The 22,721-nt window shown below is 65.5% G+C and carries 22 protein-coding genes; 8 read left to right on the top strand and 14 right to left on the bottom strand.

What is annotated here, in order from left to right; all coding sequences use genetic code 11:
- Positions 1 to 9 precede the first annotated feature (9 nt).
- The 5 genes from AABD04_RS09770 to hrcA form a co-directional block, all read right to left on the bottom strand.
- Positions 10 to 1,053, bottom strand: coding sequence for a PhoH family protein (locus tag AABD04_RS09770; RefSeq protein ID WP_317532762.1), 1,044 nt, complete (start codon positions 1,051 to 1,053; stop codon positions 10 to 12).
- 93 nt (positions 1,054 to 1,146) lie between these two features.
- The gene (locus tag AABD04_RS09765; RefSeq protein WP_341441040.1) at positions 1,147 to 1,902 is read right to left on the bottom strand and encodes an alpha/beta hydrolase family protein; all 756 of its coding nucleotides are present in this window, start codon (positions 1,900 to 1,902) and stop codon (positions 1,147 to 1,149) included.
- The gene (locus AABD04_RS09760) at positions 1,899 to 2,672 is read right to left on the bottom strand and encodes a 16S rRNA (uracil(1498)-N(3))-methyltransferase (RefSeq protein WP_341441039.1); all 774 of its coding nucleotides are present in this window, start codon (positions 2,670 to 2,672) and stop codon (positions 1,899 to 1,901) included. The genes AABD04_RS09765 and AABD04_RS09760 overlap by 4 nt, the downstream gene beginning before the upstream one ends.
- A gap of 3 nt (positions 2,673 to 2,675) precedes the next feature.
- Entirely contained in the window at positions 2,676 to 3,833 is a 1,158-nt protein-coding gene (gene dnaJ / locus AABD04_RS09755) for a molecular chaperone DnaJ (protein ID WP_341441038.1), read from the bottom strand.
- Between the two features lie 97 nt (positions 3,834 to 3,930).
- Complete coding sequence (gene hrcA, locus AABD04_RS09750; protein WP_243594020.1) at positions 3,931 to 4,974, bottom strand: heat-inducible transcriptional repressor HrcA; 1,044 nt, start codon at positions 4,972 to 4,974, stop codon at positions 3,931 to 3,933.
- A gap of 133 nt (positions 4,975 to 5,107) precedes the next feature.
- On the opposite strand from hrcA, the gene AABD04_RS09745 reads away from it, so the two are divergent.
- Positions 5,108 to 5,413 (top strand): type II toxin-antitoxin system VapB family antitoxin, encoded by a 306-nt coding sequence (locus AABD04_RS09745; protein ID WP_243594021.1) that lies wholly within the window; start codon positions 5,108 to 5,110, stop codon positions 5,411 to 5,413.
- 43 nt (positions 5,414 to 5,456) lie between these two features.
- Here AABD04_RS09745 and hemW read toward each other — a convergent pair whose 3' ends face one another.
- Entirely contained in the window at positions 5,457 to 6,668 is a 1,212-nt protein-coding gene (gene hemW, locus AABD04_RS09740; protein ID WP_341441037.1) for a radical SAM family heme chaperone HemW, read from the bottom strand.
- Positions 6,669 to 7,003: 335 nt separating this feature from the next.
- On the opposite strand from hemW, the gene AABD04_RS09735 reads away from it, so the two are divergent.
- Genes AABD04_RS09735 through AABD04_RS09715 form a run of 5 tightly spaced genes read left to right on the top strand, consistent with a single transcriptional unit; the run spans position 7,004 to position 12,507 of the window.
- On the top strand, positions 7,004 to 8,722 hold the full coding sequence (locus tag AABD04_RS09735; protein WP_341441036.1) for a nitrite/sulfite reductase: 1,719 nt from the start codon (positions 7,004 to 7,006) through the stop codon (positions 8,720 to 8,722).
- Positions 8,719 to 9,429 (top strand): phosphoadenylyl-sulfate reductase, encoded by a 711-nt coding sequence (locus tag AABD04_RS09730; RefSeq protein WP_037193073.1) that lies wholly within the window; start codon positions 8,719 to 8,721, stop codon positions 9,427 to 9,429. Before AABD04_RS09735 ends, AABD04_RS09730 begins: the two co-directional genes overlap by 4 nt.
- On the top strand, positions 9,426 to 10,370 hold the full coding sequence (cysD, locus tag AABD04_RS09725; protein WP_037193075.1) for a sulfate adenylyltransferase subunit CysD: 945 nt from the start codon (positions 9,426 to 9,428) through the stop codon (positions 10,368 to 10,370). The genes AABD04_RS09730 and cysD overlap by 4 nt, the downstream gene beginning before the upstream one ends.
- Complete coding sequence (locus AABD04_RS09720; RefSeq protein WP_243594024.1) at positions 10,370 to 11,674, top strand: sulfate adenylyltransferase subunit 1; 1,305 nt, start codon at positions 10,370 to 10,372, stop codon at positions 11,672 to 11,674. Before cysD ends, AABD04_RS09720 begins: the two co-directional genes overlap by 1 nt.
- The gene (locus tag AABD04_RS09715) at positions 11,671 to 12,507 is read left to right on the top strand and encodes a sirohydrochlorin chelatase (RefSeq protein WP_341441035.1); all 837 of its coding nucleotides are present in this window, start codon (positions 11,671 to 11,673) and stop codon (positions 12,505 to 12,507) included. The genes AABD04_RS09720 and AABD04_RS09715 overlap by 4 nt, the downstream gene beginning before the upstream one ends.
- On the opposite strand, the gene AABD04_RS09710 is transcribed toward AABD04_RS09715, so the two are convergent.
- From AABD04_RS09710 to AABD04_RS09685, 6 genes are all read right to left on the bottom strand, one after another.
- Positions 12,467 to 13,522, bottom strand: coding sequence for a sulfate/molybdate ABC transporter ATP-binding protein (locus AABD04_RS09710; RefSeq protein ID WP_243594026.1), 1,056 nt, complete (start codon positions 13,520 to 13,522; stop codon positions 12,467 to 12,469). The genes AABD04_RS09715 and AABD04_RS09710 overlap by 41 nt on opposite strands.
- A complete protein-coding gene (gene cysW, locus AABD04_RS09705; protein ID WP_341441034.1) occupies positions 13,522 to 14,322 on the bottom strand; it encodes a sulfate ABC transporter permease subunit CysW in 801 nt (266 codons plus the stop codon). Before cysW ends, AABD04_RS09710 begins: the two co-directional genes overlap by 1 nt.
- Positions 14,319 to 15,212 (bottom strand): sulfate ABC transporter permease subunit CysT, encoded by an 894-nt coding sequence (cysT, locus tag AABD04_RS09700; RefSeq protein WP_341441033.1) that lies wholly within the window; start codon positions 15,210 to 15,212, stop codon positions 14,319 to 14,321. The genes cysW and cysT overlap by 4 nt, the downstream gene beginning before the upstream one ends.
- 2 nt (positions 15,213 to 15,214) lie before the next feature.
- On the bottom strand, positions 15,215 to 16,237 hold the full coding sequence (locus tag AABD04_RS09695) for a sulfate ABC transporter substrate-binding protein (RefSeq protein WP_341441032.1): 1,023 nt from the start codon (positions 16,235 to 16,237) through the stop codon (positions 15,215 to 15,217).
- Between the two features lie 197 nt (positions 16,238 to 16,434).
- A complete protein-coding gene (locus AABD04_RS09690; RefSeq protein ID WP_335741815.1) occupies positions 16,435 to 16,524 on the bottom strand; it encodes an Ms4533A family Cys-rich leader peptide in 90 nt (29 codons plus the stop codon).
- A gap of 118 nt (positions 16,525 to 16,642) precedes the next feature.
- Entirely contained in the window at positions 16,643 to 16,876 is a 234-nt protein-coding gene (locus AABD04_RS09685; protein WP_243609687.1) for a hypothetical protein, read from the bottom strand.
- A gap of 93 nt (positions 16,877 to 16,969) precedes the next feature.
- Between AABD04_RS09685 and AABD04_RS09680 the strand changes: the two genes are divergently transcribed.
- The gene (locus tag AABD04_RS09680; protein ID WP_341441031.1) at positions 16,970 to 19,015 is read left to right on the top strand and encodes a glycoside hydrolase family 15 protein; all 2,046 of its coding nucleotides are present in this window, start codon (positions 16,970 to 16,972) and stop codon (positions 19,013 to 19,015) included.
- A gap of 10 nt (positions 19,016 to 19,025) precedes the next feature.
- On the opposite strand, the gene AABD04_RS09675 is transcribed toward AABD04_RS09680, so the two are convergent.
- A complete protein-coding gene (locus AABD04_RS09675; RefSeq protein WP_341441030.1) occupies positions 19,026 to 20,033 on the bottom strand; it encodes a nitronate monooxygenase in 1,008 nt (335 codons plus the stop codon).
- A 121-nt stretch (positions 20,034 to 20,154) separates the two neighbouring features.
- A complete protein-coding gene (lepA, locus tag AABD04_RS09670; RefSeq protein ID WP_371829190.1) occupies positions 20,155 to 22,002 on the bottom strand; it encodes a translation elongation factor 4 in 1,848 nt (615 codons plus the stop codon).
- A gap of 149 nt (positions 22,003 to 22,151) precedes the next feature.
- Between lepA and AABD04_RS09665 the strand changes: the two genes are divergently transcribed.
- The gene (locus AABD04_RS09665) at positions 22,152 to 22,721 is read left to right on the top strand and encodes a type II toxin-antitoxin system PemK/MazF family toxin (protein WP_341441029.1); all 570 of its coding nucleotides are present in this window, start codon (positions 22,152 to 22,154) and stop codon (positions 22,719 to 22,721) included.

The following is a 22,721-nucleotide window of genomic DNA, read 5'->3' as shown; positions in this document are numbered from 1 at the left end:
CTGCCTGAATCATCTTCTCGCCGAACGCGGTCCACCGGTGCGGCGTTGCGCGCGGTTGGGAATGACGCCTTCCGACGTCGACTCGAACCGCTCGTACGCGTCGACGATCTCCGAGACCAAGCGGTGCCGCACCACGTCGCTGCTGGTGAGCTGCGCGAAGTGGATGTCGTCGACGTCGGTCAGGATCTCGGACGCCGCTCGCAGTCCGGATCGCGCACCTCCCGGAAGGTCGACCTGGGTCACGTCACCCGTGACGACGATCTTCGATCCGAATCCGAGTCGAGTCAGGAACATCTTCATCTGCTCGGCGGTGGTGTTCTGCGCTTCGTCGAGGATGATGAACGCGTCGTTGAGTGTGCGACCACGCATGTACGCGAGGGGCGCGACCTCGATGACCCCGGCCTGCATCAGCTTCGGGATCGCTTCGTCGTCCATCATGTCGTGCAGCGCATCGTGCAGGGGGCGCAGGTAGGGGTCGATCTTCTCGTGCAGGGTTCCGGGGAGGAAGCCGAGCCGCTCCCCCGCTTCCACGGCCGGACGCGTCAGAATGATGCGACTGACCTGTTTGGTCTGCAATGCCTGGACGGCCTTCGCCATCGCGAGGTACGTCTTTCCGGTACCCGCGGGCCCGATACCGAACACGATGGTGTTGGCGTCGATCGCATCCACATATCGCTTCTGATTCAGAGTCTTCGGCCGAATCGTCTTACCGCGACGCGAGAGGATGTCCAGGCTCAGCACCTCGGCCGGAGAATCGGCAACGCCCTCGGTGAGCATGGCGATCGATCGGCGCACCGCATCGGGAGTCAGTGGCTGGGCGCGCTTGGCCAGCGCGGCCAACTCGGAGATCACCCGTTCGGCCAGCGCCACATCCGCCACTTTTCCGGTGAGCGTCACGGCGTTTCCTCGTACGTGGATATCTGCCGTCAGCATCTGCTCGAGCGCCCGCAGGTTCTCGTCGGACTGTCCCAGCAGTGGCATCACTGCTTCGGGGGCGAGTTCCAAAGTGGACCGAACGTCACGCTCGGCGGGAAAATCGCTGTGTTCACTCACGTGGTGGCTATGGCCTGCTCTCTGGTGTCGGCTTCGCGGACGTGCACTCGGTACGGATCGAGTTTAACGCCGCAGGGACGATGTGCATTCCCATTACTTGCTGGTGGCACCGAGCACGGCGTCGAGCGAGAGCGCCCAACACCGGGAATCGGGATCGAGGAAGGCGAAGTGGTCCTCGCCCGGAACGATCGCCAGCTCCGCGTCGTCCCCGGCGGCGCGCGCCAGCGCAACGTACCGTTCGCTCTGCGCCGCCGGAACCTGGATGTCCTCGGATCCGTGCAGGGCGATCGTCCGGATGCCGATGGGTACACGCGCGGCCGGCGAGGCCGATCGGTACAGGTCGGGATCGTCCTCGTACCGGGCCTGCAACAGCGCCTCGACAGCCGGGTTGGTGCGTCCCGACGCACCGCGCGGTTCGAGATCGAGAACGCCGGCCTGCGAGACGATGCGCGACGGGCGGACCTTCGTGCCGGTCTCACCGCCGAGCCACACTGCCAGGTGGCCTCCTGCGGAGTGCCCGATGACGCGCACGTCGTCGACACCGACCGGGGCGTGCTGCTGCAGTTCCCCGGCGACCACGTCGAGTGCCGCGGTCACATCGGACTGCATCTCCGGCCAGTGCCCGCCTGCGCCGACGCGTCGATACTCGATGTTCCACGCCACCGCGCCGGCTCCCGCGACGGCGCGGGCGAACTGGGTGCCCAGATTGGATCCGTACTGACCGCTCCAGAACCCGCCGTGCACCACCACGACCACCGGTGTCGTGTCCTTCATCGGCTCGGCCGGCAGGTAGAGGTGCCCGAACTGCTCCGGGTGATCGCCGTAGGCGATCTTGATTCGCGCGCTCATGCGTTCTCGAAGTCCGGCGGAAGTTGCGTCCACCGCGAGGTCAGGACGCCCAGCGCGCCGAGGGCCACGGCTCCCGCCGTCGAGGTCCGCAGCACCGTCGGACCGAGAACCACCGGGGTTGCACCCGCCTCGGTCAGAGCGGTGACCTCCCTGTCGTCGAGCCCGCCTTCGGGTCCGACGACGATCGCGACCTCGGGCACCGAGGCGAACGGCAGGTCCCGAAACGACGTGGTGGCCGCCTCGTGCAGCACGGCGACGATTCCGCCGCGCTCCACGACGCCGCGCACGAGGGCGTAGATCTCTCGCGAATCCTGCAGCTCGGAGACCTCGGGGATGTAGGCCCGACGCGATTGCTTGGCCGCCTCCGACGCAGTACTGCGCCACTTCGCGACGCCCTTGGCTGCCTTCGGGCCCTCCCACCGTGCGACGCAGCGAGCCGACTGCCAGGGCACGACGGCATCGACGCCCGCCTCGGTGGCCAGCTCGACCGCCAACTCCGACCGATCCGCCTTCGGCAATGCCTGCACGAGGGTCACGGCCGGAGTGGGACGCGGCATCTCGCTGCGCGAGTGCACGGTCAGTTCCAGTCGATTCTTCTCCGCGGCGACGACGACCGCGTCGGCCAAGCCACCTGCTCCGTCACCGAGCAACACCCGCTCACCGACGCGGATGCGTCGCACGGTCGCGGCATGGTGCCCTTCCTTGCCGTCGAGCACCGCCAACTCGCCGACGTTCGGCAGGGGCGAGAGGTAGAAGACCGTGGGGGCCATCGATCAGCGACCGCTGAATGCTTCCCGCAACCGCGAGAACAGGCCGCCGCTGTGCGCGGAACCGGTGGTGACGACCTCCGCCGAGTCGCGGTCGCGCATCGACCTGAGCTGTTCGAGCAGATGGGTCTGCTTGCTGTCGAGCTTGGTCGGCACGATGACCTCGAGGTGCGCGTGCAGATCGCCGCGAATGCCCGACCGCAGCTTGGGCATTCCGTGACCACGCAGTACCGTCGTCGAATTCGGTTGCGTGCCTTGTTCGACCGAGATCTCGGTGGGTCCGTCGATGATCGCATCGATGCTGACCGAGGTGCCGAGGGCGGCGTCGACCATCGGGACGCGGACGGTGCAGTGCAGATCGTCACCGTCGCGTACGAACACCTCGTGCTGCTGTTCGACGATCTCCACGTACAGGTCTCCCGCGGGTCCGCCGCCGGGACCGACTTCGCCCTGCGATGCCAGTCGGATCCGCATGCCGTTGCTCACGCCGACCGGCACCTTGACCGAGATGTCGCGACGCGACCGGACGCGACCGTCGCCGCCGCACTTGCGGCAGGGGTCGGGGATGGTCTCGCCTGCACCGCGGCAGGTGGGGCAAGGACGGCTGGTCATGACCTGGCCGAGGAACGAGCGCTGCACCGACTGCACTTCTCCGGCACCGCCGCAGGTGTCGCAGCGAACCGGCTTGGAGTCGCCGTTGGTACCCGAGCCGGTGCACAGGTCGCACAGGATCGCGGTGTCGACGGTGATGTGCTTGGTCACGCCGGTGGCGCACTCGTCGAGGGTGAGCTTGGTCCGCAGCAGTGAATCCGCTCCCGGCTGTACTCGGCCCTTCGGCCCGCGCTGGGAGCCGCCCGCGCCGCCGCCGAAGAACGCCTCGAACACATCTCCCAGGCCGCCGCCGAATCCGGCTCCACCGAATCCACCGCCGCCGCCTCCGCCGCCCTGCTGCAGCGGGTCGCCGCCCAGGTCGACGATACGACGCTTCTCCGGATCGGACAGCACCTCGTACGCGGTGGAGATCTCCTTGAACCGGGCCTGCGCGGCCTCGTCCGGGTTGACGTCCGGGTGCAGTTCTCGCGCCAGTTTGCGGTAGGCGCGCTTGATCTCCTGGTCCGTCGCCTGCTGGCCGACGCCCAAACTCCCGTAATAATCCCGTGCCACGTCGTCTCTTTCGTCCTAGAAGATGAATCTCGTTCGTTGCTGCTGTGTGCGGCCGCCCATGCCCCGCGGCCGTCGATCGATTCGGTTCTCGCTCGTCTCAGCGTTCGGCCAGGACCTCGCCGATGTACCTGGCAACCGCAGCGACCGACGCAATTGTTCCTGGGTAGTCCATTCGGGTCGGCCCGAGAACACCCATTCCTCCGAGGACCATGCCAGCCGACCCGTATCCGGTGGAAATCACCGACGTCCCACGCATTTCCTCGACCTGCGTTTCCTCGCCGATCCGCACTGTCACGGTGCGGGTGTCCTGCGTCACGGCGAGCAGTTTGAGCACGACCACTTGCTCTTCCAGCGCCTCGAGTACCGCCCTGAGCGATCCGGGAAACCCCGCGTCGCCGGCGAAGTCCGCCGCGTTGCGCGTCAGGTTCGCCGTACCGCCGAGAACCAGACGTTCTTCGGGATGCTCGACGAGCGATTCCACCAGCACCGTTGCCGAGCGAATCATGGCGTCTCGTAGCGCGGGTGGCGCGTTCTCGGCGAGTTCGGCCACTGCGGCCGATGCTGCCGCCAGCCGCTTGCCCTCGAGCGCGCCGCCGAGCAGACGCCGCAGCTGCGCCAGATTCTCGTCGTCGATCACATCACCGAGTTCGACGATGCGCTGATCGACGCGACCCGAGTCGGTGATCAGCACCAGCAGCAGCCGAGCCGGGGTGAGCGCCACCACTTCCAGGTGACGCACCGATGACGCCGACAGCGTGGGGTACTGGACCACGGCGACCTGACGGGTCAACTGAGCCAGCAACCGGACGCCGCGTCGCAACACGTCGTCCAGGTCGACGCCGTTCTCGAGAAACTCCAGGATGGCGCGACGCTCGGCCGCGGAGAGCGGCTTGACGTCGGCTATCCGATCGACGAACTGCCGGTAGCCCTTGTCGGTCGGCACCCGGCCGGAACTGGTGTGCGGCTGGGCGATGTACCCCTCGGCCTCGAGTACGGCCATGTCGTTGCGCACTGTTGCACTGGACACTCCCAGGCTGTGACGCTCGACCAGGGCACGCGAACCGACCGGTTCCTGGGTGGACACGTAGTCCGCCACGATCGCTCGTAGAACCTCGAACCGCCTGTCGTCGGTGCTCGACATCGGTGCCCACCTCCGTTCTCGTTTCCAATCGTCGCTCGAGTCTAGTAGCCGGCGAACGCATGCCCGTGCAAGGCCTTACTGTGGTCCGAGTGGAAACTGTCTTTCGATTCGACCCAGCGGCCACGGGCTCGCGATGATCTTCAAAGGTGTGCGTGACGGAAAGCCGTACCCCGAGCACGGTCTGTCCATCAGAGACTGGTCGAGAATCCCGCCACGGCAGCTGCGTCTGGACGAGATCGTCACCACCACCAAGGTGCTCGAGCTCGACAGGTTACTGTCCGAGGACTCCACCTTCTACGGCGATCTGTTCCCTCACGCGGTGCAGTTCCGTGGTGTCGTCTATCTGGAGGACGGCTTGCACCGCGCAGTGCGTGCGGCTCTGCGTAATCGAACGGTCTTGCACGCCAGGGTGTTCGACTACGACGCCCTCGGCGCCTGAGGGTACGAAGGCCGCGAGAACACTGCGGTACCGGACAGATCGGTCAGGCGGCTGCGATGCTGCGCACCACCGCGTCGGCCAGCAATCGGCCGCGATCGGTGAGCACGAGCCGTTCCCCGCGACGCACCATCAATCCGTCCGTCACACTCTGCTCGGCGGCAGCGCGCTCGGCCGGCCCCAGCAGAGCCACCGGTACTCCCGAGCGGAGTCGCACGGTCAGCATCAACTCCTCGAGGTGTCTGTCCTCGGCGCTGAGCAGTTCGCTGCCCAGCACCGGTAGGTGACCTGCGGCGAGCCGATCGGCGTACGCGGCCGGGTGCTTGACGTTCCAGAACCGGGTGCCACCGATATGGCTGTGTGCACCGGGTCCCGCGCCCCACCAGTCGCCGCCGTCCCAGTAACCGATGTTGTGACGGCACTGCGCCGCGGCGTCGGTGGCCCAGTTCGATACCTCGTACCAGGACAGGCCCGCGGCGTTCAACGCCGTGTCGATGCGTTCGTATCGGGTCGCCAGTACGTCGTCGTCGGGTGCCGGCAGCTCACCGCGTCGAACCTTGCGTGCCATGGCCGTGCCGTCCTCGACGATCAGTGCGTAGGCCGAGACGTGGTCGACGCCTGCCTCGAGCACCGCGGCGAGAGACTGATCGAGGTCGCTGTCTCGCTCGCCCGGGGTGCCGTAGATGAGGTCGAGGTTGACGTGCTCGAACCCGGCCGCGCGAGCCTCCTTGGCCGCAGCGACCGCGCGACCCGGTGTGTGGGTGCGATCGAGCACGGCGAGCACATGTGGTGCAGCGGACTGCATTCCGAGCGAAATTCGAGTGAAGCCCGAGTCTCGGAGCCGGTCGAAGAATTCCGGCGACGTCGATTCCGGGTTGGATTCGGTGGTCACCTCGCCGCCGTCGGTCACACCGAAACTGGACCGGACCGCACCCAGGACGTCGGCCAGACCGTCGCCCCCGAGCAGCGACGGTGTGCCGCCGCCGACGAAGACGGTGTCCGCCGTCGGCACGCGACCCGTGCCGGCCTGGATCAGCCCCGCCGCGGTGTCGAGTTCGCGTCGCAGGCCCTCCAACCAGGATTGCGGAGACGCCGACGTTCCCAATTCACCCGCCGTGTAGGTGTTGAAGTCGCAGTACCCGCACCGAGTGGCGCAGAACGGAACGTGCACGTAGATCCCGAACGCCCGATCCCCCACCCCGTCGAATGCCTCGACCGGCAGCTCGAAGGTGGACGGGACGGGCACGACGGTATTCACGATCTCCAGTCTCCCAGAGTCCAGGTCCGCCCGATCCCACTCGCCCTGCCAGCCTATTCACCGCAAAATCGGGGTAAATAGCCGCCGCGGTCGTCTGTCGCCCCGATGACGTGGCACAATGGCTCCCGTGACCGACTCAGGAATTCGACTCGTGGCGCGCCGCCATGTCGATCTCGGCCGTGTCTGCAGTGCGTCGTGTCGACACACGACCGGCTGCTGACCAGCCCTCCTTCGAGCACGTCCATTCGATCCACCGGTTCCCCACTGTCTCGAGAGCGCAATCGCCTGCGCTGTCGTCCCGGGTGCCGGCCAGCACACAGATGCAGGAGCAATGCATGTCGTCGACCAGCGACGCGACCACCGATGCTGCCCCCGTTACACCACGGGAGCGCACGCCACGGCCGACCAAGCGTCGAGCCGAGGGACAGTGGGCACTGGGATACCGGGAGCCACTGAACGCCAACGAGCAGTCCAAGAAGGACGACAACCCGCTCAACGTGCGTGCCCGCATCGAGAACATCTACTCCAAGCAGGGGTTCGACAGCATCGACAAGGGCGACCTCCGTGGCCGCTTCCGGTGGTGGGGGCTCTACACCCAGCGCGAAGAGGGTTACGACGGCACCTTCACCGGTGACGACAACATCGACCTGCTCGAAGCCAAGTACTTCATGATGCGCATCCGCTGCGACGCGGGCGCACTGAACCTCAAGCAGCTGCGCGTCCTCGCCGGCATTTCCCAGGACTTCGGCCGCGACACCGCCGACCTCTCCGATCGGGAGAACGTCCAGTTCCACTGGATCGAGGTGGAGAACGTCCCCGAGATCTGGCGTCGTATCGAAGCGGTCGGCCTGAAGACCACCGAGGCGTGCGGCGATTGCCCCCGCGTGGTGCTCGGGTCCCCGCTCGCAGGCGAGGCCGTCGACGAGATTCTCGACCCCACCTCCGCCATCGACGAGATCGTCGAGCGCTACATCGGCAAGCCCGAGTACTCCAATCTGCCGCGCAAGTTCAAGACGGCCATCTCGGGCCTGCAGGACGTGGTGCACGAGGTCAACGATTGCGCATTCATCGGTGTGAACCATCCCGAACACGGACCGGGGCTCGACCTCTGGGTCGGCGGCGGACTGTCCACCAACCCCATGCTGGCGCAGCGGGTCGGTGTCTGGATCCCGCTCGACGAGGTGCCGGACGTGTGGGAAGGCGTCGTCTCGATCTTCCGTGACTACGGCTACCGTCGGCTTCGCACCAAGGCGCGCCTGAAGTTCCTCATCAAGGACTGGGGCATCGAGAAGTTCCGCCAGGTCCTCGAGGACGAGTACCTGCACCGCAAGCTCATCGACGGCCCGGCTCCCGAGAAGCCCGCTCGGCCCCGCGATCACGTCGGGATCCAGAAGCTCAAGAACGGGCTCAACGCCGTCGGTGTCGCTCCCATCGCGGGTCGCGTCTCCGGCACCATCCTCGCCGCCGTCGCCGACGCCGCCGAGAAGGCCGGGTCGGATCGCGTGCGGTTCACGCCGTACCAGAAGCTGATCGTCCTCGACGTTCCGGACGAGACGCTCGAGCAGTTGATCTCCGACCTCGATGCGCTGGGCCTACCGGCCCGGCCCTCGCACTGGCGCAAGAACCTGATGGCATGCAGCGGCATCGAGTTCTGCAAGCTCTCGTTCGCCGAAACCCGCAAGCGTTCACAGGTTCTCGTACCGGAGCTCGAAGAGCGCCTGTCCGACATCAACAGTCGACTCGACGTTCCGATCACGATCAACATCAACGGCTGCCCCAACTCGTGCGCACGGTCGCAGATCGCCGACATCGGGTTCAAGGGTCTGCTGGTCGACGACGGGGCCGGGAATCAGATCGAGGGTTTCCAGGTTCATCTCGGAGGCAGCCTCGGACTCGACAGTGCCTTCGGCCGAAAGTTGCGCCAGCACAAGGTCAACAGCTCCGAGCTGGGAGATTACATCGACAGAGTGGTGCGCAATTTCGACAAGCACCGCGAGGACGGCGAACGGTTCGCTCAATGGGCCGTGCGAGCAGACGAGGCGGATTTGCGATGAGTACCAGGCTGAATTTGACGGTGGAGGAATTGAAGGACATCGCCGAGCGCGGTGCCCGCGAACTCGACGGGGCGAGCCCACTGGAGCTGTTGCAGTGGACCGAGGACAACTTCGGTAACGACTTCATCGTTGCCTCCAACATGCAGGACGGGGTTCTCGTTCACCTCGCTGCACAGGTCCATCCCGGCGTGGACGTGTTGTTCCTCGACACCGGCTACCACTTCGCCGAGACCATCGGAACGCGCGACGCCGTCGAGGCGGTCTACGGCGTGCACGTGGTCAACGCCCGCGCCGAGAAGACTGTGGCGGAACAGGATTCGATCGAGGGCAAGGACCTGTTCGCCCGCGAGCCCAACCGGTGCTGCGCGATGCGCAAGGTCGCCCCTCTGAAGAAGGAACTGGCGAACTACAGCGCCTGGGTCACCGGCATCCGGCGGGTCGAAGCACCCACGCGTGCCAACGCCCCGCTCATCTCGTTCGACGACGCCTTCGGCCTGGTCAAGATCAACCCGATCGCACCGTGGTCGGACGAGGAGATGCAGGCCTACATCGACGAACATTCGATTCTGGTCAATCCCCTCGTCGACGAGGGCTATCCGTCCATCGGGTGCGCACCGTGCACCGTCAAACCTGCCCCCGGAGCCGACCCGCGTAGCGGTCGTTGGGCCGGTAAGGCCAAGACCGAATGTGGGTTGCACGCCTCATGACACTCGACCTCACCTCGGCCACCGTCGGTCGAACCCATCTCGACGCAGATCGGTTCGACACCCTCGACGCACTCGAATCCGAGGCCATCCACATCTTCCGCGAGGTGGCGGGCGAGTTCGAGCGCCCCGTCATCCTGTTCTCCGGCGGCAAGGACTCGACCGTCCTGCTGCACCTGGCGATCAAGGCCTTCTGGCCCGCTCCCCTGCCGTTCGCGCTGCTCCACGTCGACACCGGCCACAACCTGCAGGAGGTGCTGGACTTCCGCGATCACGTGGTCGCCAAGTACAACCTGCGCCTGCACGTGGCCAGCGTCGAGGAGTACCTCGCCGACGGACGCCTCACCGAGCGCCCCGACGGCATCCGCAACCCGCTGCAGACCGTGCCGCTTCTCGACGCGATCTCCGAGAATCGGTTCGACGCCGTCTTCGGCGGTGCCCGACGCGACGAGGAACGCGCCCGCGCCAAGGAGCGGATCTTCTCGCTGCGCAACGCCTTCGGTCAGTGGGAGCCCAAGAAGCAGCGCCCCGAGCTGTGGAACCTGTACAACGGCAAGCATTCCCCCGGTGAGCAGGTGCGGGTGTTCCCGCTCAGCAACTTCACCGAACTCGACATCTGGCGTTACATCGCCCGTGACGACGTGGAACTGGCGAGCATCTACTACGCACACCAGCGTCCCGTCTACCAGCGTGACGGCATGTGGATGACGCCGGGAGTGTGGGGCGGACCGGCCGAGAACGAGGAGCTGCAGACCTTGTCGGTGCGCTACCGCACCGTCGGCGACGGATCCACCACCGGCGCAGTCCTGTCCGAGGCCGCTGACAACCAGGCGATCCTTGCCGAGGTGGCCGCGTCACGGCTGACCGAACGCGGAGCCACCCGCGGCGACGACCGCGTCTCCGAGGCTGCCATGGAAGATCGCAAACGAGAAGGATACTTCTGATGAGCAGCACGGGAACTCAACTCCTCCGCCTCGCCACCGCAGGTAGCGTCGACGACGGTAAGTCCACCCTCGTCGGACGACTGTTGTACGACACCAAATCGGTTCTGGCAGATCAGATCGACGCAGTCACTCGCGCGTCGGTGGACAAGGGACTGGCCACACCGGACCTGTCGCTTCTGGTCGACGGCCTGCGCGCCGAGCGTGAACAGGGCATCACCATCGACGTGGCCTACCGCTACTTCGCGACGCCGCACCGCTCGTTCGTGCTGGCCGATACTCCCGGCCACGTGCAGTACACCCGCAACACCGTCTCCGGAGCGTCGACGGCTCAGCTCGTCATCCTGCTGGTCGATGCCCGCAAGGGTGTCATCACCCAAACTCGAAGGCACGCAGCCGTTCTCGCCCTGCTCGGTGTTCCACGCCTGGTGCTCGCGGTCAACAAGATCGATCTGGTCGAGGACCCCGCTACGGTGTTCGCCGAGATCTCGGCCGAGTTCAACTCGCTGACCACCTCACTCGGCTGGTCCAGCGAGGACGTCATCGAAATCCCGGTGTCCGCACTGCACGGCGACAACGTCGCGGTGAAGTCCGACAAGACTCCGTACTACGACGGCCCCACCCTCATCGAGCACCTCGAGTCGGTCCCGGTGGACGCCGAACCGCATCGGGTCGGTCTTCGATTCCCCGTGCAGTACGTGATCCGTCCGCGCACAGCAGACTTCCCGGACTATCGCGGATACGCCGGCCAGGTAGCAGCAGGCACCGTCGACGTCGGCGACGAGGTCGTCATCCTGCCTTCCGGCACTCGGACCACCGTCGAGCGCATCGACACCGCCGACGGCGAACTGCGCACGGCCCATGCCGGACGCAGCGTCACCCTCGTGCTGGCCGACGACGTCGACGTCTCGCGCGGCGACACCATCGCCTCGCCGCAGGACGCACCCGAACCGATCGGCGACTTCGAGGCCACGGTGTGCTGGCTCGCCGAGAAGCCGCTTCGTCCCGGCGCTCGCCTACTGCTCAAGCACGGCACGCGAACCACCCAGGCCATCGTCGGGACACTGATCGAGCGGTTCGACGAGCAGGAGCTCACTGCACAGGAAGGGCCGGAATCGTTGGAGCTCAACGAGATCGGTCGAATCTCCGTGCGTGTGGCAGAACCCATCGTGGCAGACGACTACGCCGTCAACCGGCACACGGGCAGCTTCCTGCTGATCGATCCGGCCGGCGGCAACACGCTGGCTGCCGGGCTCGTGGGCAACGCCCTGGCTGCCGTCGAACTGGGGTCGGCAGTTCCGGCGTGAGCGCACTGATCGCGGTTGCTCACGGCAGCCGTGACCCGCGCTCGGGTGCGATGATCCACCGCGCCGTCGACGTCCTGCGTCGACGGCGTCCGGATCTGGAGGTGCGCGTCGCATTTCTGGATCTCACCGAACCGGGCGTCGAGCAGGTCGTCGAACAATTGACCGCCGCCGGCCATGAACGCGTCGTCGCAGTCCCGATGTTGCTGGGCAAAGCTTTTCACGCGAAGGTCGATCTGCCCGCGCTGCTGGACTCAGCCCGAACGAGGCACCCACGGGTATCGATCGTGCAGGCCGACGTCCTCGGAGACGACACTCTCCTCATCGACGCAGTCCGCGACCGCATCACCGATACCGGTGCAGCGCTGAACGATCCGACGGTCGGAATCGCTCTTGCGGCGGTGGGCTCCTCGGTGGCACCGGCCAACCAGCGCACTCGTGTGATCGCGGAGAAGTTACAGGCCGGAACAGGCTGGGCCGGGGCGGTCACCTGCTTTGCGACATCGGTCTCCCCATCCCCCACCGATGCCGTGGCACAGCTGCGCTCGATGGGAGCCGACCGCATCGTCGTTGCACCTTGGTTCTTGGCCCCGGGATTGCTCACCGACAGGATCGAGGCGTCGGTGGCAGGCCTACCGAATGTGGTGCATGCGGAGGTCATCGGAGCACATCCGGCGCTGGCCGATCTGGTGTCGCGGCGCTACGAGTCCGCAGTCTCAATGGGTCGTTCCGCAGGCTCCACTCCTGCGGCACGAGCCGTGGCGACGCAGGAGCCGAACGCGCTGCCGCACCGGTTCAACGAACCGGTGCGGCAGCAATCGCATCGGGATCGCTAGCGTCTGCAATTTTCGGCACTCGAGTCGCTCGCACGTAGACCGTCTCGCCCTCGCGAAGACCGAGTGCCTCACTGTCACCGCGGGTGATCTGCGCCGCGAACAATTCACCGGTGGCCGCGTTCTTCAATTCGACCTTCACCTCGAAGCCGAGGTGCACCACTCGCTCGACGACGGCACGCGTGACCCCGGCCGATTCGGCCGTCCCGCTGGCCTGAGCCTGCGCCAACGACGGGTCGCGTCCGACGCGAATGTCGTGCGGGCGCACGAGAAGTCCGTTCAGTTTCGCAACCTGGCCCAGGAACGACATCACGAAGTTGTTGGCCGGGCGATCGTAGAGATCTTCCGGGCTGCCGACCTGCTCGATACGGCCCTTGTTGAGGACCGCAATCCTGTCCGCGACGTCGAGCGCTTCCTCCTGATCGTGGGTCACCAGCACGGTCGTGACGTGCACCTCGTCGTGCAGTCGGCGGAGCCACGTCCGCAGATCGGCACGCACCTTGGCGTCGAGCGCACCGAAGGGCTCGTCGAGCAGCAGCACCTGCGGGTCGACGGCGAGGGCACGGGCCAAAGCCATGCGCTGACGCTGTCCACCGGACAGCTGCGCCGGGTAGCGGCCCTGAAATCCGGCCAGCCCGACGATCTCGAGCAACTCGTCGACCTTCTTGGCGATCTCCGCCTTGGGACGCTTCCGAATCTGCAGGCCGAAAGCGACGTTGTCGCGCACCGTCAGGTGTTTGAACGCAGCGTAGTGCTGGAAGACGAACCCGATCTCACGGCGCTGCGGGCTGACCCACGTCACGTCCTGGCCGGCGAGCACCACACGTCCGGAATCGAGTTGCTCGAGCCCGGCGATGGAGCGCAGCAGTGTCGACTTGCCCGAGCCACTCGGTCCCAACAGCGCCGTCAACGATCCTTTGGGAATGTCGATGCTGACATCGTCGAGGGCGGCGAAGTCGCCGTAGTGCTTGTTGGCACCGACGACGGAGATCTCGATCTCGGGGGGTGTCTCGGTCATTACTTCGTCCTCTTCTTGTCGAGGGCAGTCATCAACAGCAGCACGATGATGGCGATCCCCATCAGCAGTGTGGACGCGGCGTACGCGCCCTGTTGATTGAAGTCCTCGTACCGTGTGTTGACCAGCAGCGTGAGTGTCTGGGAGATGCCGGGCAGGTTGGTCGAGACCATGATCACGGCACCGAACTCGCCGAGCGATCGCGCGACGGTCAGTACCACCCCGTAGGTCAGACCCCATCGGATCGCCGGGAGGGTGATGCGCCAGAAGGTCTGCCACGACGACGCACCGAGCGTCGAGGCGGCCTCTTCCTGCTCTTCTCCGATTTCGTACAGCACGGGTTCGACCTCGCGTACGACGAACGGCAGGGTGACGAAAATCGTCGCGATGACCATACCGGGGAGCGCGAAGATGACCGTGAAACCGAGGCTTTCGACCCCGCCGAACCATCCGTTGGCTCCCCACAGAAGGATCAGCGCGACGCCGGTGATGATGGGCGACACCGCGAAGGGCAGATCCACGATGGCTTCGAGCACACCCTTGCCACGGAACCGTCCGCGCACGAGCGCGAGGGCGGTGACCACACCGAACACGATGTTGATCGGAACCACGATCGCGACGATCAACAACGACAGCTGCAGTGCCGACTGCGCGGCCGGGGTGGTGATCTGTTCCCAGAACGTGACGATCCCGTCCTCGAACGTGCGGAACAGGATGGTGCCGAGCGGAAAGAGCACCAGAACGGCGAGGTACAGCAGAGCGACGGTACGCAGTGTCAGTTTGATCGGCAGTCCGATTTTCACGAGATCTGCTCCTCACGTCGGGCCAGTCGATTGCCCGCCACGCGAAGCACGAACAGCATCGCGAACGCGATCGCGAGCAGCACCACGGAGATCGCCGCGGCATCGGTGGTTCGGTCGTATTCGATGAGCTCACGGATGTACTGCGACGCGACCTGCGTGTCGTTGGGGATGTTGCCGCCGATGAGCACCACCGATCCGAATTCGCCGATGGCCCGAGCGAAGGCGAGGCCGCCACCGCTGAGAATCGCCGGCAGCAGCACGGGCAGGACAATGCGACGAAAGATGGTCCAGTTGTTCGCGCCGAGCGAAGCCGCGGCCTCCTCGACGTCCTTGTCGAGTTCGATCAGCACCGGCTGCACCGCGCGCACCACGAACGGCAGCGTGACGAACAGCAATGCGACTATCACCGCAGGCTTGGTTGCGTTGAACACCAACCCGATCGGACTCGCCGGACCGTAGAGCGACAGCAGCACCAGGCTGGCCACGATGGTGGGCAATGCGAACGGTAGATCGATCAACGCATTGACGAAACGCTTGCCCGGAAACTCGTCACGCACCAGGACCCATGCGATCAGCGTGCCGAGAAACAGGTTGACCACCGCTGCGGCGATCGACACCTGCAGTGTCACCTTGAACGTGGCCACGGCGCGTTCATCGGTGACCGCGTTCCAGAAGCCGACGAAACCGTCGTCGAAGGACTGAACCGTCAACGCGGCCAAGGGAAGCAGCACGATGACACTGAGCCACAACACGGCGACACCCAGGCCGAGCGGACCCACCGATCCCGGGCCGCGAAACTTCCGGCCTTCCCGCCCAGCACGAAACCGAGGCGTCGTGCTGGGCAGGGCACCCGTCTGCGCCGGTGCCGGTTCACTGTTCGATACGGACATCTCTACCGAGTGCTCTCTTGGTAGATCGTGGCAATGGCACCGTTGTCTCCGAACAGGTCCGCGTCCACCTGGGTCCAACCGCCGAGATCGTCGATCGTGTACAGCTTTTCGGGGGTGAAGAACGTGTCGGAGTACTCCGACGCGATATCCGGGTTCGTCGGCCGGAAGCCGGACTCGGCCCAGATCCTCTGCCCCTCGTCGGAGTAGAGGAAATCGTTGAGAGCATTGGCGCGATCGAGATTGGCGCTGTCGTTGATCACTGCCACCGGATTGTCGATGCGGAACGTGACAGGAACGTCGACGTGCTCCACATCCTGTCCTTGTTCCTCGATCAGGAGCGCTTCGTTCTCGTAGCTGAGCAACGCGTCACCCTGCCCCTGCAGGAAGGCTTCGGTTGCAGCGCGGCCGGATTCGGGCTGAACCGGGAAGTGATCGGCGACGAGTGCGCGAACGAAGTCGAGACCTGCCTGCTTGTCCTGCCCGCCGTTGCTCTTCGCCGCGTAGGGCGCGAGCAGATTCCATTTGGCCGAACCGGAGCTGAGCGGGCTGGGGCTGATCACCTGTACGCCCGGCGCGAGCAAGTCGTCCCAGGTGCGAATGTTCTTGGGATTGCCCTCGCGCACGACGATGGTCACGACGGAGCCGAACGGCACTCCGCCGTAGGCATTCCGGTTCCAGTCCTCGTCGACCTTGCCTGCGGTGACCAGTCTCGTGATATCCGGTTCGACCGAGAAGTTGACGATGTCTGCGGGTGCACCGTCGACCACCTTGCGCGACTGGTTGCCGGATGGGCCGTAGTCGGCGTTGATCGCCGTTCCATCGCCGTCCTCGGTTGCCGCGAAGGCCGAACCGATTGCGTCCCAACCGTTCTTCGGGACCGCGTAGCTCACGAGGGTCAGGGCGGGCCCGCTCGCGGTGTCCGGCTCACCGCCGACGACGTCACTGGATCCACCATTGCAAGCAGTGAGGACAAGGGCTCCCACAGCCGCGAACGTGGTCAGCAGGGAGCGAGAGCTGTGCCTCATCGAGAGAAGGCCTTTCATGACGGTATGCACTGTGTACGAGCCGGGCAGAGTCGAGACTCCCGAGTCGAACCGGGCCACTGCCGTGGCCGCGCGTCATCGCGGGACCATCGTGCGCGGCAAGAAGAACGTCGTGAACTGTCGCAGCGCGGTTGTGCGCGACGGCCACGATCGACGAACCGATTCGACGAAGGAAAGAATCAACAACAGTCGATGTCGGCGACTGCCAGCATGCCGACAGCAATCAACGCCAACTGGTGGCGGACGCAGTACTCGGCGGCAGAAGACACGGTCAGAAATCTAGCAGAGGTTCCGGACCGACTCTAATCGGCTATCGAGTGAGCAACCAGGCGATGACAACCAGCACCAGCAGCGCGATGAGCGCCAACGTGACCCGAGACCGTGGCATTACTGTCCATCCTTCGTCGTAGTGGTGGCCGCATCGGAGAGCTCCGTCTCACGAGCAGCACGGGCATCGCGCCCGAGCAGGTGCAGAACCACCGCGAGCACGCGATCGAACACCCGTGCCAGCAGGAATGCGGACGGCACGAGGACGAGCAGCACGACAACCGACTGCGGCACGAACGGCAAACCCGTCACCCACAGTTCGACGCCGTCCCACCAGCGTGCAATCGCATCCACTCTCGCAGCTTAAACCAGCCCGTGACGACCTCACGCCACGCCGAGCGAGGACCAGCAGTGGACGAGTGCCATCGATCGGTCGATGATTACGCCATGACGGCATACGAAGATGTTTCGCCAGTGCCCCCGGTGGCCGACGAGCCCGCCATGGGGTCGGGACACCCAGGTTTGGGCGGGGTCGAGGTTCAGGGAGCGTTGGGCAGCACCGACGCCCCGGTGTCCACCCTGACGTCCTACCGCAGCGCCTTTCCGCCGATCGACGACTACGCGTTCCTCTCGGACTGCGAAACGACCTGCCTGATCGCCCGGAACGGATCGGTCGAGTGGATGTGCGTGCCCCGGCCGGACTCCCCGAGCATCTTCGGAGCGATTCTCGACCGAAGCGCAGGGCACTTTCGCGTCGGCCCGTACGGTCAATCCGTGCCCGCCGCGCGGCGCTATCTGCCCGGCGGCCTGATCGTCGAGACGACCTGGCAGACCGAAACCGGCTGGCTGATCGTGCGCGACGCACTCGTCATGGGGCCGTGGCACAACACCGATCAACGCTCCCGCACCCACAAGCGCGCACCAAGCGACTGGGACGCCGAGCACATCCTGCTGCGCACCATCAAGTGTGTCAGCGGCACAGTCGAACTGGAGATGAGCTGCGAGCCCGCCTTCGACTACCACCGCGCACCGGCGAAATGGGAGTACACCGGCAAGGTCTACGAGGAAACCACCGCCACCTGTGAGGCGAGTGCGGGCGGCGATCAGCCCACCCTGAAGCTGACCACCAACCTCCGGATCGGCATCGAGGGACGCGAAGCCCGTGCACGTACCCGAATGACAGAGGGCGACAACGTGTTCGTCGCGCTCTCGTGGTCGGACCTTCCTGCGCCGCAGACGTTCGACGAGGCTGCGGACAAGATGTGGCGGACGTCCGAATGCTGGCGGCAGTGGATCACGATCGGCCGGTTCCCCGATCACCCGTGGCGGGGCTACCTGCAGCGCAGCGCCCTGACCCTCAAAGGCCTGACCTACGCGCCCACCGGAGCCCTACTGGCGGCGTCGACCACCTCCCTTCCGGAAACGCCGGGCGGAGAACGAAACTGGGACTACCGCTACACGTGGGTACGTGATTCGACGTTCGCACTGTGGGGCCTCTACACACTCGGACTCGACCGTGAGGCCAACGACTTCTTCGCATTCATGTCCGATGTGGCGACGACGGCGAACGGTGAAGTCAATCCGCTGCAGGTGATGTACGGAATCGGCGGCGAGAAGACCCTCGACGAAAGCGAGCTGCCGCACCTGTCCGGCTACGACGGCGCGCAACCCGTTCGCATCGGCAACGGCGCGTACGACCAAGAACAGCACGACATCTGGGGCACGATGCTCGACTCGGTGTACCTGCACGTCAAGTCGCGGGAGCATGTTCCGGAATTTCTGTGGCCGCTGCTCAAGCGTCAGGTCGAGGAAGCGATCGCCAACTGGCGCAAACCGGACCGCGGCATCTGGGAGGTGCGCGGCGAACCGCAGCACTTCACGTCCTCGAAGCTCATGTGTTGGGTTGCGCTCGATCGCGGTGCCAAGCTCGCCGACATCCACGGCGAGCACGAGTACTCGATCAAGTGGAACAAGATCGCGGACGAGATCAAGGCGGACATCCTCGAGAACGGCACCGACGAACGCGGAGTGCTCACCCAGCGCTACGGTGACCCGTCGCTCGACGCATCGCTGCTACTGGCACCTCTCCTGCGGTTCCTGCCTGCCGACGACGAACGCATCCGGGCGACGGTGCTCGCCATTGCCGACGAGTTGACCGAGGACGGATTGGTTCTGCGCTACCGAACCGACACCACGGACGACGGTTTGGCAGGCGAGGAGGGAACGTTCACGATCTGCTCGTTCTGGCTCGTCTCGGCGCTGGTGGAGATCGGCGAACTCCCGCGGGCCAAGCACCTGTGCGAACGACTTCTCGGCTATGCGAGCCCCCTCAAGCTCTACGCGGAGGAGATCGACCACCGCACCGGCCGTCACCTCGGCAACTTCCCGCAGGCGTTCACCCACCTCGCACTCATCAACGCCGTGGTGCACGTCATTCGCGCCGAGGAAGCTCAGGTGTCGGGGCACTTCCAGCCTGCGCACGCCAACCCCTGAGAGGGCAGGTTCAGCGGCCGAGTTGCCTCGCCCATGCGGCGATCAGCTCGGCCGCAGGCTTCGCCTGCACGCGGCGATAGCCGGTGCCGGCCCACATCGACAGTCCCGAGGGGTCTCCTGCCGCCGCGGCCTTCGCGCGCATCGGCGCGGTCAAGTAGTGCAGATCGGGATACGCCAGCGGTGCCGCTTCGGAGTTCTCGCGCATGAATTCGTTCACCAGCCCACGCGCCGGACGGCCGGAGAAGGCTTTGGTCACCGCAGTGTCGGAAGCGATGCCCAGTTGCTCCCGGTGCACGGGCTTGGTACCGGCCTCGGGAGTGTTCAGGAACGCTGTTCCGAGCTGCGCCGCATGCGCGAGACCCGAATCCAGCAGTGGTGCAATGTCGCGTCCGTCCATCAGTCCGCCCGCGGCGATTCGGGGTAGATCGGAAACCTCTCGCACTGCGATCAGCAGTTCGGTCAGCGGCTCGTCGGGGGCCGACCCGTCGAAGGTGCCTCGATGCCCGCCCGCTTCGGGGCCCTGCACCACGAGCGCGTCCACACCGTTGGCGGTGGCCACCGATGCGTCCGACGCAGTGGCGACGGTGGCCCACACCTCGGTTCCCACTGCGTGCAACTGGACGACCTCGTCCGCATCGAACGTCGCGAAAGTACTCGACACCAGCGGTACCGGGTGCGCGAGCAGCCAGGCGAACTTCTCGGCGTAGAAGTCGTCCCGTCGCACCAACTCTCCCGGCTCCGCGTCGAAACGCTCGAACCAGGACGCCAGGTGCTCGGCATAGGCCTTCACGTCAGCCCCCGATGGTTCCTCGGGCAGGAAGAGATTGACGCCGAACAGCAGACCGCGCACCGAATCGATCTGCGTCGCAAAGGCTTCGGGAGTCGACAGCGCACCGGCGATCATGCCGAGCCCACCTGCCTCCGACACTGCGCGGGCGAGTTCGGGAGTACTCGGGCCACCTGCCATCGGCGCACCGACAACGGGAACACGCAGCTGCTTCAGAATCGGCGTCGTCACAGCTTCGAAATGTACTCGCCCGCCATGTGCGACAGGTTCCGGTGGGGACCGCGCGCCCCTGACAACTGCGCGCCCCTGTTCCGATGCGAGCGGGGGCGCGGTCGACAGAAAGGGTGTGAGGTTACTTCTTGGGCTTGTCCGACGAAGATTCCGACGACAACGCAGCGACGAAGGCTTCTTGTGGCACCTCGACGCGACCGATCGTCTTCATCCGCTTCTTGCCTTCCTTCTGCTTCTCGAGCAGCTTGCGCTTACGGCTGATGTCTCCGCCGTAGCACTTGGCCAGCACGTCCTTGCGGATGGCGCGGATGTTCTCGCGGGCGATGATGCGAGATCCGATGGCGGCCTGAATCGGCACCTCGAACTGCTGGCGCGGAATCAATTCCTTCAGCTTGGTCGTCATCTTGTTGCCGTAGGCCGCGGCATTGTCCTTGTGCACGATCGCCGAGAACGCATCGACGGCCTCACCTTGGAGCAAGATGTCGACTTTGACCAGCGCACCTGCCTGCTCGCCGATCTCCTCATAATCGAGGCTGGCGTAGCCACGCGTCCGGGACTTCAGGATGTCGAAGAAGTCGAAGATGATCTCGGCCATCGGGATCGTGTAGCGCAGTTCCACGCGGGTCTCGGACAGGTAGTCCATGCCGCCGAGTTCGCCACGTCGTCCCTGGCACAGTTCCATGATGGAACCGATGAACTCGCTGGGCGAGATGATGGTGCACTTGACCATCGGCTCGAACACTTCCCGCGCTTTGCCCTCGGGCCAGTACGACGGGTTGGTGACGATGTGCTCGGCACCGTCTTCCATCTCGACGCGGTAGACAACGTTGGGCGAGGTCGAGATCAGGTCCAGGTTGAACTCTCGCTCGAGCCGCTCGCGGGTGATCTCCATGTGCAGCAGCCCGAGGAAGCCGCAGCGGAAGCCGAAGCCGAGCGCCACCGAGGTCTCCGGCTCGTAGGTCAGTGCCGCATCGTTGAGCTGTAGCTTCTCGAGAGCGTCGCGCAGGTCGGGGTAGTCCGAACCGTCGAGCGGGTAGAGGCCCGAGTACACCATCGGACGGGGTTCGCGGTAGCCGGTCAGCGGCTCGGTCGCGCCCTTCCGGAAGGTGGTGACGGTATCGCCGACCTTGGACTGGCGGACGTCCTTCACCCCGGTGATCAGGTATCCCACCTCGCCGACGCCGAGACCCTTGGTCGCCTTCGGATCGGGTGAGACGATGCCGACCTCGAGTAGCTCGTGCGTCGAGCCGGTCGACATCATCGTGACCTTCTCGCGCGGATTCAGCGCACCGTCGACGACTCGGACGTAGGTGACGACGCCGCGGTAGGTGTCGTAGACCGAGTCGAAGATCATCGCGCGGGCCGGGCCGTCCGGGTTGCCGACCGGGGCAGGCACCAGCTTGACGACCTCGTTGAGCAATTCCTCGACGCCCACTCCGGTCTTACCGGACACGCGCAACACGTCGTCGGCCTCGCAGCCGATGATGTGGGCGATCTCGGCGGCGTAGCGATCCGGGTCGGCGGCGGGCAGGTCGATCTTGTTGAGCACCGGAATGATGGTGAGCTCTTTGTCGAGAGCGAGGTACAGGTTCGCGAGGGTCTGCGCCTCGATGCCTTGCGCGGCGTCGACGAGCAGTACCGCTCCCTCGCAGGCCTCGAGGGCACGCGATACCTCGTAGGTGAAGTCGACGTGGCCGGGCGTGTCGATGAGGTGCAGGACGAATTCTTCACCGTCGACGACCCATGGGAGCCGCACGTTCTGTGCCTTGATGGTGATGCCGCGTTCGCGCTCGATGTCCATCCGGTCCAGGTACTGAGCGCGCATCGACCGGTCGTCGACGACGCCCGTGAGCTGCAACATCCGGTCGGCCAGCGTCGACTTACCGTGGTCGATGTGGGCGATGATGCAGAAGTTCCTGATCCTGGACGGATCGGTGAACGTCGTGTCGGCGAAGCTGGGCACTCGTATCCTTCGGCTGGCGTGTTCGAAATGAGCGAACGGGTCTCCCTATCGTCCCACGCCGAGAACGGTGCGCCGTCCCCGGCTGTCCGACTCGGGCTTCATGTCGCCGCGGTTCGGGCGATGAGCAGCAGCGTCCGGATCGCTACACTCGCCGCATGGCTGGCAACTGGAGCAGATTCGGCAAGGAACTGGGCAAGATCGCGATGCGCGAAGGTCCTCGGCTGCTGCGTCAGCTACAGAAGTCCGGTGCCCTGCAGAAGGGCAAGGACGCGATCAGCGGAACGGCCACTCGCACGTCCGCTCCGGCTCCTCGTCCCGGCCGTCCGGTGGCGTCACGGACAAGGCCGACGGCCCAGCGCGCCCGCACCATCGAGTACTCCCCCAACCTGGACGGCAAAGCCGATCCCGGCGAAATCGTCTGGACCTGGGTGACCTACGAGGAAGACGCCAGCCAGGGCAAGGATCGCCCGGTGTTGGTCATCGGGCGCGAGGGCAACGATCTGCTCGGCCTGATGCTCTCGAGCCAGAGCAGCCGCGACGGAGACCGGGACTGGCAGTCGATCGGGTCCGGATCCTGGGACGCCGAGGGTCGACCGAGCTGGATTCGCCTGGATCGAGTTCTCGACGTGCCCGAGGACGGCATTCGCCGCGAGGGCGCAATTCTGAGCAAGCCCCAATTCGATTCCGTCGCAGACAGATTGCGCCGAGACTTCGGCTGGAACTGA

Source organism: Rhodococcoides navarretei, assembly GCF_038069675.1.
In the GTDB taxonomy this organism is placed as follows: domain Bacteria; phylum Actinomycetota; class Actinomycetes; order Mycobacteriales; family Mycobacteriaceae; genus Rhodococcoides; species Rhodococcoides navarretei.
The sequence above is the reverse complement of the archived record's forward strand: the minus strand, read 5'-3'. Positions and strand labels throughout refer to the sequence as shown.

What these genes read in the sequence shown, in the direction of transcription:
- hrcA (WP_243594020.1), bottom strand. Translation starts at nt 4,974, where the DNA reads ATGTCGAGCACCGACGACAGGCGGTTCGAGGTTCTACGAGCGATCGTG.
- AABD04_RS09695 (WP_341441032.1), bottom strand. Translation starts at nt 16,237, where the DNA reads ATGAGGCACAGCTCTCGCTCCCTGCTGACCACGTTCGCGGCTGTGGGA.
- AABD04_RS09730 (WP_037193073.1), top strand. Translation starts at nt 8,719, where the DNA reads ATGAGTACCAGGCTGAATTTGACGGTGGAGGAATTGAAGGACATCGCC.
- AABD04_RS09760 (WP_341441039.1), bottom strand. Translation starts at nt 2,672, where the DNA reads ATGGCCCCCACGGTCTTCTACCTCTCGCCCCTGCCGAACGTCGGCGAG.
- AABD04_RS09720 (WP_243594024.1), top strand. Translation starts at nt 10,370, where the DNA reads ATGAGCAGCACGGGAACTCAACTCCTCCGCCTCGCCACCGCAGGTAGC.
- AABD04_RS09745 (WP_243594021.1), top strand. Translation starts at nt 5,108, where the DNA reads ATGATCTTCAAAGGTGTGCGTGACGGAAAGCCGTACCCCGAGCACGGT.
- AABD04_RS09735 (WP_341441036.1), top strand. Translation starts at nt 7,004, where the DNA reads ATGTCGTCGACCAGCGACGCGACCACCGATGCTGCCCCCGTTACACCA.
- AABD04_RS09680 (WP_341441031.1), top strand. Translation starts at nt 16,970, where the DNA reads ATGACGGCATACGAAGATGTTTCGCCAGTGCCCCCGGTGGCCGACGAG.
- AABD04_RS09710 (WP_243594026.1), bottom strand. Translation starts at nt 13,522, where the DNA reads ATGACCGAGACACCCCCCGAGATCGAGATCTCCGTCGTCGGTGCCAAC.
- AABD04_RS09665 (WP_341441029.1), top strand. Translation starts at nt 22,152, where the DNA reads ATGGCTGGCAACTGGAGCAGATTCGGCAAGGAACTGGGCAAGATCGCG.
- AABD04_RS09765 (WP_341441040.1), bottom strand. Translation starts at nt 1,902, where the DNA reads ATGAGCGCGCGAATCAAGATCGCCTACGGCGATCACCCGGAGCAGTTC.
- cysT (WP_341441033.1), bottom strand. Translation starts at nt 15,212, where the DNA reads ATGTCCGTATCGAACAGTGAACCGGCACCGGCGCAGACGGGTGCCCTG.
- cysD (WP_037193075.1), top strand. Translation starts at nt 9,426, where the DNA reads ATGACACTCGACCTCACCTCGGCCACCGTCGGTCGAACCCATCTCGAC.